Here is an 8413-nt window from a genome sequence, read left to right on the forward strand (position 1 = left end):
AAGGGTATGGCTTTTCTAATTTTGATAATTTTAGAAATCGCGTATTAGCTTGTTTCTTGCATTAGATAAAATTATCACCATAAGTTCTGGAGAGCCCATTGGTAGGTCAAGATCTTCGACAACTAGCAGATCAATACCGTATAACGGTTTGGAGTAAAGAAGATAAGAAAAACAAGGGTTGGGCTGGGCATACAATTGAACGCTACTTGGGATTAGCCCTTAACTCATCTCGATCGCCTAATTTTGGTAGTTGGGAGCTAAAGCTAGTTCCACTAATACGTAAACGAACAGGAGAACTCAGAGTCAAAGAAACGATGGCAATCACGATGATAGATCCAGTAGAGGTGGAAAACAAAGAATTTGAGGAAAGCCATCTCTTCAACAAACTACAGAAAATGGTTGTTGTTGCACGGGTATTTGAGAGCCAAGCAGATAATTGTTCTTTTGTGCATTCAGTAGCTTCCTTCGATCTTGATAATCCTACAATTTACGAGCAAGTGAAAGCAGACTACAACCTTGTTCGGGAAACAATTATAACTCAAGGGTTTTCAAGTCTTAGTGGAAAAATGGGCAAACTTGTGCAGCCAAGAACTAAGGGGCAAGGGCATGGCAGCACCTCTCGTGCTTTCTACGCTCGAACTAAGTTTGTCGCACATATATTAGGAGAGGGGTATTCTGTTCCACTGCCTGTCAAGCCTTAACCTATTTTTGATTGGCACTGCTAATTAATTAAGTGTCTAAATGACATGAGGCTGCTATAACTTTAGCGTTAATTAAGGTAAAAATTCGATCGAGTTCGAGTAAACTTGCTAATTCTACAACCTCTTCTGAAGTTAAAAGATTAGCCTTTTTTCTCTCGGCTAATTCTTCCAATCTGGCTTGCAGGTTTTCCGTAAATTTGAATAAGTAAAGATTTCTGACTTTCTGCATCGAAATCTCGCTATCTATCCAGTAAGAAGGTTGTACCATAAGTTCAGATATCATGGTGATTCAATTACTCGAATTACTACATGGATAGTCTTGATCATATCATTAAAACAAAATGTTCCGATGCCACGGTTTCTACAACCTGGATGTGAATCAATATTAACCTGCTGTTGCCAAAGAACGAACAGTTAAGATTTCATCAGGGCGGAGAACTTCTACAGTAGAGATAGGGACGGCTATAACTGTAAGAGACTCACCAACAGCATTAAATACTTCCAACAGACAGCCTTCTTCACCACCACTAGGATGAGGAACAAAATCAACCAATGTGGCAATATCTCCTGCTCTGAGTTGATATTCTGGTAAGTCACGAGTTAAAGCAACTTCCTGATATAGCTTTAGAATCATCTTAATTCTCCTTAAAAGGTTGTAGCGTCACAAACTGAAATTTTCCATCAATCCGTCGTTGCAGCCAAATTGTAACGACAGATAGGTTTATACCATTTGTACCAACGAGTTCTCCTACAACTCGATAAAAGATTCCATACTCGTTATTCCTCTCTTCAATCGCCTCACCTACTCCCACAACTGACTGGATGGCTGCTTTCAGCGCTTCTGGGTTTTCTGAGGTAAATCCAGCCCGTGCCAAGAATTTTGACTTATCATTTCTGGCTTTGTGTACCAGCAGATAACCAGTTATCTTATCGTCTGGGATGACCGCATCTTTTGGAATCTTCACCCTGAAATCTCTCCATCCTTTTATTTTGCTCGTGCAATACAGCAGCCAAAAAGTTTCTATTTCTTCGATAACGCATCATCCAAAAGAAATCCGTGAGTTTTGTAGGGACACAGCACTGCTGTGTCCTTACTAATTTCAACGTCTCCTTACTAATTTCACTCTGTTTTCTTCTTACTCGCCGTAGCAGTCGTCGCCTTCTTAGCAGTGGTTTTCTTCGCAGCGGTTTCCGACTTTGCCGCAGTAGTTTTCTTCGCCGCAGTTTCCGATTTCGCCGCAGTGGTTTTCTTCGCAGTAGTCGTTTTCTTCGCCGCAGTTTCCGACTTCGCCGCAGTAGTCTTAGTTGACTTCTTCGACTTGCTAGATTTTCCGCCGCCCGCAGCTTCCTTCGCTGCTAACAAATCCAATGCTTTTTGTAAGGTGAAATTCTCCAAAGATTCATCCTTAGCCAAAGAAGCATTGATATCCCCATGTTTGACGTAGGGGCCGTAGCGGCCGTCGTAAACATTGATGAGCTCTCCCGATTCTGGATGCGCGCCCAATTCCTTCAATGGTGTCGTTGATTTGCTGCCGCGCACGGCTTTCGGTTGCGATAATAACTCTAAAGCCCGATCGAGCGTTATAGTCAAAACATCATCAGGAACCTTGATCGATCGATAATCCTTACCAACCTTACCCTGGTCGTGTACCACATAAGGGCCGTACATCCCCAAATTAGCCTGCACCTTCGCCCCCGTATCCGGGTGAGTGCCCAACAACCGAGGTAGAGTCAACAAACTCACCGCCATATCAACCGTCACACTATCCTTATCCGTCCCCTTCGGTAAAGAAGAACGCTTCGGTTTCTTGTTCGTTTCCGAAACATCCCCCAACTGAACATAGGGGCCGTAATTGCCAATCAGCACATAAATCGGTTCCCCAGTGTCCGGGTGCAGACCTAATTTTTCTGGCCCTTCCGTCTTTTGCTTTAACAGAAACTCCACTTTTTCCGGGTCTAAATCTGCCGGAGTCAAATCCTGGGGAATCGATGCTTTCACCTGGCCTTCTTCGTTTTCAGATTCGAGGTAAGCGCCGTATTTACCGATGCAAACTTTTGCCGTGATATTCTCCAATACCACAGTTCGAGCAACTTTCGCGTCAATCTGACTTTCCTGTTCCTTAACTTGGGTTGCGAGTCCCGTTTCCCCTGTATAAAACTTTTGCAAATACGGCAGCCATTTCGCCTCGCCGGTGGCAATTTCATCGAGGGTTTGTTCCATGCGGGAAGTAAAACCCGTGTCTACTAAGTCGGGGAAATGTGTTTCTAATAAAGTCGTGACGGCGAAAGCGGTGAAGGTCGGAATTAGCGCGTTAGCTATTAATTTCGCGTATCCTCGATCGACAATTGTACCGATAATACTCGCATAGGTACTCGGACGGCCCACACCCTCACTTTCCAACATCTTCACCAGAGAAGCCTCCGTGTAGCGGGCGGGAGGTTGAGTTTCGTGTCCCACAGCCTCTACATCCTTGCAATTAGGCTTATCCCCCACCTTCAGCGCCGGCAAAATCACCTCCTGGTCTTCCAGCGCCGCATTCGGGTCATCGGAACCTTCCACATAAGCGCGCAAAAAGCCCGGAAAATCAATGCGTTTCCCGCTAGAACGGAAACCGGCATCTTCCACCTGAGTTAATACCGTGACGTGAGTTTGGCGCGAATCTGCCATTTGAGAAGCCACTGTCCGCTTCCAAATCAAATCGTAGAGGCGGAAATCAATCCCATCCAATCCCGTTTGCTGCGGAGTCCGAAAAGTGCTGCCGGCGGGGCGAATAGCTTCGTGGGCTTCCTGGGCGCCTTTGCTTTTCGTCGTGTATTTGCGCGGTTGGGGGCTGAGGTATTCGCTACCGTAAAGTTCTTGCACGCAACTGCGGGCGGCAGTAATCGCCTGTTCGGATAAATGCACCGAATCCGTCCGCATATAGGTGATAAAACCGCGTTCGTACAAACTTTGGGCAATTCGCATAGTTTCCCGCGCACCCAGTCTCAACTTCCGGTTAGCCTCCTGCTGTAAAGTCGAGGTCGTAAACGGCGGCGACGGTTTGCGGGTGACTGGCCGTTCTTCGATATTACCGACAGTCCAGGGTTTGTTTTGAATGCGTGCGAGTAAAGCCCGCGCCTGGTCTTCGTTCAGCAAAAGTACGCGGCGGCCTGCGGTAATCTGTCCGGTATTTTCATCGAAATCGCTACCGTTGGCAACTTTTACATTCCCGACTGTCACGAGTTTGGCATCAAAGGAAATTTTGCTTTTTTCCAAAGTTGCTTTCAAATCCCAGTAGCTACCTTGGCGGAAAGCGCGGCGTTCCCGTTCCCGGCGTACCAACAGCCGTACTGCGACTGACTGGACTCGCCCTGCGGACAAACCCCAGGCGATTTTCTTCCACAGTAGCGGAGAGAGGGTGTATCCGACGAGTCGATCGAGAATTCGGCGAGTTTCCTGGGCCTGTACCACTCGATTGTCGATATCGCGGCAGTGAGTTAGGGCGTCGCGGATAGCTTCGCGGGTGATTTCGTGAAACACCATCCGCTTGATGGGAACTTTGGGTTTGAGGATTTGCAGCAAATGCCAGGAAATGCTTTCGCCTTCCCGGTCTTCGTCAGTGGCTAGAATCAGTTCTGTGGCGTCTTTTAGCGCATCTTTGAGTTCTTTAACAATTTTCTTTTTATCTTTGGGGATGACGTAAAGCGGTTCAAAATCTGCCTCCACGTTGACGCCGAGTTGCGCCCATTTTTCACCTTTAACGGCTTCTGGTATTTCTTCGGCGGAGGATGGGAGGTCTCGGACGTGGCCCATAGATGCCTCTACCCGGTACGTAGAGGGCAGGAAGTTACGAATGGTACGGGCTTTGGTGGGAGATTCGACGATAACTAAAGTTGACATGGCATCTTTTTATATATGGATGGCGGCGCAGTTAGAGTGTCTAATTTACAGAGTGTAGGTCGGATGTCAAGGCTTAGGGGAACTTTAGGGGATGATTTCAAATTACCTTAATGTTTAAGTTACTGCCGATCGGGTTGCAGGTCACAAGCTGATGGGATTTTACTGCTTTTGGGGCAAAGACCAGGAACCCTTGTCTCTGCAAGATGCACGGAATGTCTCTCACCTGACTCTAGCAGAATTGGCGGTAACTGGATGCTGAGACTGCTGGATGCGGGCGGATGGTTCCTCTGTTGTAGATTTGAGATTTGAGATTTGAGATTGGGCAAGATTTGATGGTTTCCCCGCAAACAAGACTTGAAATGCGATCGAGAATTGGTCGAATAGTCGATCGCACTCACCAGCTAACATCAGATATTGTGGACTAATTCTTGATACCATTTTGCGATCGCGTTATTATAAATACTCGGCAAGATTACGTAAATCTTTGATTGATAGAACAACCGCAGATGTCAGGCAGATAAACACAGATTAACGCAGATGTATTTAAAGATGGGAAAGCGAATGAATGCCAGCACTCTAAAATAATAGATGCGGAAACTATCTAAAAAGAGGTTGATGTATGGAATTACACCCAATTAAAACAGAAACAGATTATCAGGAAGCCCTGCGATCAATTGAATCACTGTTTGATGCAGCCCCCAATACCCCAGAATGCGATCGATTAGATATCCTCAGTACCTTAGTGGAAGCTTATGAGAAGGCAAACTTCCCCATTGAAATACCAGATCCAATCGCAGCAATTCAATATTATATGGATACCTGTGGATGGTCTCGTCATGATTTAGAGGTATGTCTTGGCAGTCAAGCTAGAGTCTCTGAAGTGCTATCTCGCAAACGTTCTCTAACCTTGGAGATGATTCGGAAGTTGCATCAAGAATTGGGGGTTCCGGCTGAAATTTTGATCCAACCATATCAATCGGTACAAACCTCTGCTTAATCATGCCAGCGCACACCGAATAGCTAAAAAATTATGGCATTTGAATTCGACCATATCTTCATCTTAACTGATATTGGTGCCCCGATCGCCGATCGCCTTTCATCCCTCGGTTTAGTCGAGGGCTCGTCTCGCATTCACGTTGGACAAGGTACCACGAATCGCTGTTTCTTTTTCCATAACGCCATGTTGGAACTGTTGTGGGTGCGCGATCCAGAGGAGGCGCAATCTGAGCCTATTTATCGGACTCGTCTTTGGGAGCGATCGACAAATCGCAATAATGGCGCCTGTCCCTTCGGCATCTGTTTGCGTTCAACCACAGGTTCTGAGGACACAGTAGCATTTTCTAGTTGGGCATATCGTCCGCCCTATTTACCTGAAACAATCAGCATCGCGGTAGCCACAAATAGTGATAATTTAACTGAGCCGATGCTGTTTCAAACTCCCTGGGGAAAACGTCCAGATTCATCCTCTACTGAGAAATTACAGCCCCTGAATCACGGTGTTGGTTTCCGCGAAATTACTCGTGTAGAATTAGTAAGTCCTGCTGCGAATAATCCGTCACCAGAACTGCAAGCAGTAATTGATACAAATCAGGTCAAGTTAAGGAAAGGAACCGAGTATTTTCTGGAGCTAGGCTTTGATGGAGAAGTGCATGGTAAACAAGTAGATTTTCGACCGGGATTGCCGCTGATTATCAGTTGGTAATGTCAAGTTGCAAGCTAACAGTGGACATCTTCCATTCATTCCCAACTAATCTAGAAATTATCTACATTTATTTGTGTTTATCTGCCTTTAATCTGCGGTTCATTTATTAATCAAATATTTATGCAATCTTGTTTAACGATCTCTATAAGCTGTAGGAGTCATCCCCGTCAACTGCCGAAACTGTTTGCTCAAATGGCTGTGGCTGTTGAACCCACATTCTAAGGCAATTTCCGCGATCGATCGCTCTTTTTGCTGTAACAACTCCTTCGCCCGTTCGATCCGTTGTTGAAGCAGATACTGATAGGGAGCTATTCCCACCGCCACTTTAAACATATGACTAAAATGAAACTGACTCATCCCCAGCAACGCAGCCAAATCAGCGAGCTTAATGTCTTGACTTAGATGTTCGTTTATGTATTCCAAGACTTGCAACAATTGACGCTGAGGTAAACCGCCCTCGTAAATTGTCAGGCGAGGTTTGGTAGTAAAGTATTGTCTGAGCAAATGCACTGCTATAATATTTTACACTGACTTGATGTAGAGATTTGGGCTTAAATTTTGCTGCTGTAGTTCCGAAAGTAGCATAAAGCTGATCGACTCAATTTGTCGATCGCGCATCCGAAATTCCGGCAGCAATTCCAGGCGATCTGGATTCATGTCAAAAGCTTCTCTGGCAACACTTTCAATGAAACCAGACGCAATTTTAATCTGCAAATAGCGATCGTCACTATCCCAACGCGCAAACAACGGCATCCTTGCAGGCGTGATGGAAATATCACCTTTCCTGTAAAGCCCTGCATAGGTTTTTTCTCCCTGGATTTGCAGCAAACGGACTGGACGAGGTGCAAGGGACAAATTAATTGTATGTTCATCACCGCCATCATAGTTGCACTCACCCGGAGGTTCATAGAATTGCTCGACCAAAATATGCTTCCAACCCAGGCTTTGGCTAGATAAATTGTGCAAGCTACTTGCTTCAGGTTGATGAGTCGCTGGTGGCTCCATGATATAAACCCAACTCGTCTCGTTTCTATTGTACTCGCTGTTCGATAATTGCTCTCAAGTCTGGCTACAAAAAATGTTTGTTATTTAACCCCATGTGGGAGGTGCGTCGCTATAAAATTTTCCATTTTACTTGAGAGATTGTCGATGGCGACGCACCCTACGGCTAATTTTAACTGCCGTTATTCCTATACCGCCCAGAGCAAATCCTGGAACGAAACACATTCAGAAAGTTAACATAATAACTGATAAGGATTAGGAGATACTTTCATGAAAACACCTTTTACTGGCGGTTGTATGTGCGGAAATATCCGCTACGAATGTTCAGCAGAACCAATTGTGATGGGGAATTGCCACTGTCGCGATTGCCAAAAAGCGACAGGTACTGCATATGCTGCTGCGATGCTGGTTCCTCGAAATGCAGTTGCGATCGCAGGTGATGTCAAATACTATGATGTTACGGGCGATAGTGGGGGAATTGTCGGTCGTGGATTTTGTCCCAACTGTGGTGCGCGATTATTTAGTAAACCACCAAATCCTGAACTCATGGGCATCATGGCAGGCAGTCTTGACGAGCCGAGCTGGTTTGGGCCGACAATAGATGTTTACGCAGCTAGTGCCCAACCGTGGGATTATATGAATCCAGATTTGCCTAAATTTGACCAAATGCCGCCACCAAAGAATTCAAATGCGGTAGATTGAATCAATTTTTGGTGAAGGTGCTGCCGCTACTGATTCTTGCTGTTAGGTTTCAGAAGAGCGTTGACAAATGTATAACACAAGTTCATATCAATAGTGCATGAATAGGCGACTAATTAATTGCATTTCCAAGCTCTCACTTCTTGAAATTATCTGCGTTTATCTGTGTTCATCTGCCTATCATCTGCGGTCGAGCAATCAATCAAACATATGTGCAATTGCTCGTATATTGAATTGTCATTCCTTAGCAACAGTCGGGAGTCCGACGTGGTGACTTCGCTCGATCGAGTCATTTCATCGATCGCCCGTGTACCTCAATCAGGATTTTAGGGCGTTGCTGAATCAGGGTATGAGACGAGAAAAAATGCGAGATTGGAGCCGAAAATGATTTCTGGGATTTTGATTGGGAATTGGAACATCTCCAAATTT

Annotated in this window: 11 protein-coding genes; 4 read left to right on the top strand and 7 right to left on the bottom strand. The window is 45.4% G+C overall.

The genetic code is table 11. From position 1 onward, the window contains the following. The first annotated feature begins 98 nt into the window (after positions 1–98). Entirely contained in the window at positions 99–701 is a 603-nt protein-coding gene (locus JGK07_RS31605) for an MvaI/BcnI family restriction endonuclease (RefSeq protein ID WP_293226658.1), read from the top strand. 28 nt (positions 702–729) lie between these two features. On the opposite strand, the gene JGK07_RS31610 is transcribed toward JGK07_RS31605, so the two are convergent. From JGK07_RS31610 to JGK07_RS31630, 5 genes are all read right to left on the bottom strand, one after another. Continuing rightward, positions 730–984: a hypothetical protein gene (locus tag JGK07_RS31610; protein ID WP_293192487.1), complete on the bottom strand. Its 255-nt coding sequence runs from the start codon at positions 982–984 to the stop codon at positions 730–732. Between the two features lie 102 nt (positions 985–1086). Continuing rightward, positions 1087–1335 carry a DUF4926 domain-containing protein gene (locus tag JGK07_RS31615; RefSeq protein WP_180274614.1) on the bottom strand — a complete coding sequence of 83 codons (249 nt, stop codon included), beginning with the start codon at positions 1333–1335 and terminating at the stop codon, positions 1087–1089. Between the two features lies 1 nt (position 1336). After that, positions 1337–1666 carry a DUF6883 domain-containing protein gene (locus JGK07_RS31620; protein WP_293187014.1) on the bottom strand — a complete coding sequence of 110 codons (330 nt, stop codon included), beginning with the start codon at positions 1664–1666 and terminating at the stop codon, positions 1337–1339. 155 nt (positions 1667–1821) lie between these two features. Beyond that, positions 1822–4581: a type I DNA topoisomerase gene (gene topA / locus JGK07_RS31625; protein ID WP_293192490.1), complete on the bottom strand. Its 2760-nt coding sequence runs from the start codon at positions 4579–4581 to the stop codon at positions 1822–1824. Between the two features lie 219 nt (positions 4582–4800). Beyond that, on the bottom strand, positions 4801–5019 hold the full coding sequence (locus JGK07_RS31630; RefSeq protein WP_293192493.1) for a hypothetical protein: 219 nt from the start codon (positions 5017–5019) through the stop codon (positions 4801–4803). A gap of 181 nt (positions 5020–5200) precedes the next feature. On the opposite strand from JGK07_RS31630, the gene JGK07_RS31635 reads away from it, so the two are divergent. Continuing rightward, on the top strand, positions 5201–5578 hold the full coding sequence (locus JGK07_RS31635) for a transcriptional regulator (protein WP_293187011.1): 378 nt from the start codon (positions 5201–5203) through the stop codon (positions 5576–5578). Between the two features lie 33 nt (positions 5579–5611). Further along, positions 5612–6283: a VOC family protein gene (locus JGK07_RS31640; protein ID WP_293187010.1), complete on the top strand. Its 672-nt coding sequence runs from the start codon at positions 5612–5614 to the stop codon at positions 6281–6283. A 132-nt stretch (positions 6284–6415) separates the two neighbouring features. On the opposite strand, the gene JGK07_RS31645 is transcribed toward JGK07_RS31640, so the two are convergent. After that, positions 6416–6787, bottom strand: a complete 372-nt coding sequence (locus JGK07_RS31645; protein ID WP_293195812.1) for an AraC family transcriptional regulator — start codon at positions 6785–6787, stop codon at positions 6416–6418. A gap of 18 nt (positions 6788–6805) precedes the next feature. After that, complete coding sequence (locus JGK07_RS31650) at positions 6806–7288, bottom strand: hypothetical protein (RefSeq protein WP_293187008.1); 483 nt, start codon at positions 7286–7288, stop codon at positions 6806–6808. Positions 7289–7555: 267 nt separating this feature from the next. On the opposite strand from JGK07_RS31650, the gene JGK07_RS31655 reads away from it, so the two are divergent. Continuing rightward, entirely contained in the window at positions 7556–7987 is a 432-nt protein-coding gene (locus JGK07_RS31655) for a GFA family protein (protein ID WP_293187007.1), read from the top strand. The last annotated feature ends 426 nt before the right edge of the window (positions 7988–8413 follow it).

Source organism: Microcoleus sp. PH2017_24_DOB_U_A, from assembly GCF_020738205.1.
Taxonomy (GTDB): domain Bacteria; phylum Cyanobacteriota; class Cyanobacteriia; order Cyanobacteriales; family Microcoleaceae; genus Microcoleus.

Excerpts from the sequence above, each read along its gene's own strand:
- JGK07_RS31610 (WP_293192487.1), bottom strand. The coding sequence starts at position 984 with ATGATATCTGAACTTATGGTACAACCTTCTTACTGGATAGATAGCGAG.
- JGK07_RS31615 (WP_180274614.1), bottom strand. The coding sequence starts at position 1,335 with ATGATTCTAAAGCTATATCAGGAAGTTGCTTTAACTCGTGACTTACCA.
- topA (WP_293192490.1), bottom strand. The coding sequence starts at position 4,581 with ATGTCAACTTTAGTTATCGTCGAATCTCCCACCAAAGCCCGTACCATT.
- JGK07_RS31630 (WP_293192493.1), bottom strand. The coding sequence starts at position 5,019 with ATGGTATCAAGAATTAGTCCACAATATCTGATGTTAGCTGGTGAGTGC.
- JGK07_RS31635 (WP_293187011.1), top strand. The coding sequence starts at position 5,201 with ATGGAATTACACCCAATTAAAACAGAAACAGATTATCAGGAAGCCCTG.
- JGK07_RS31640 (WP_293187010.1), top strand. The coding sequence starts at position 5,612 with ATGGCATTTGAATTCGACCATATCTTCATCTTAACTGATATTGGTGCC.
- JGK07_RS31650 (WP_293187008.1), bottom strand. The coding sequence starts at position 7,288 with ATGGAGCCACCAGCGACTCATCAACCTGAAGCAAGTAGCTTGCACAAT.
- JGK07_RS31655 (WP_293187007.1), top strand. The coding sequence starts at position 7,556 with ATGAAAACACCTTTTACTGGCGGTTGTATGTGCGGAAATATCCGCTAC.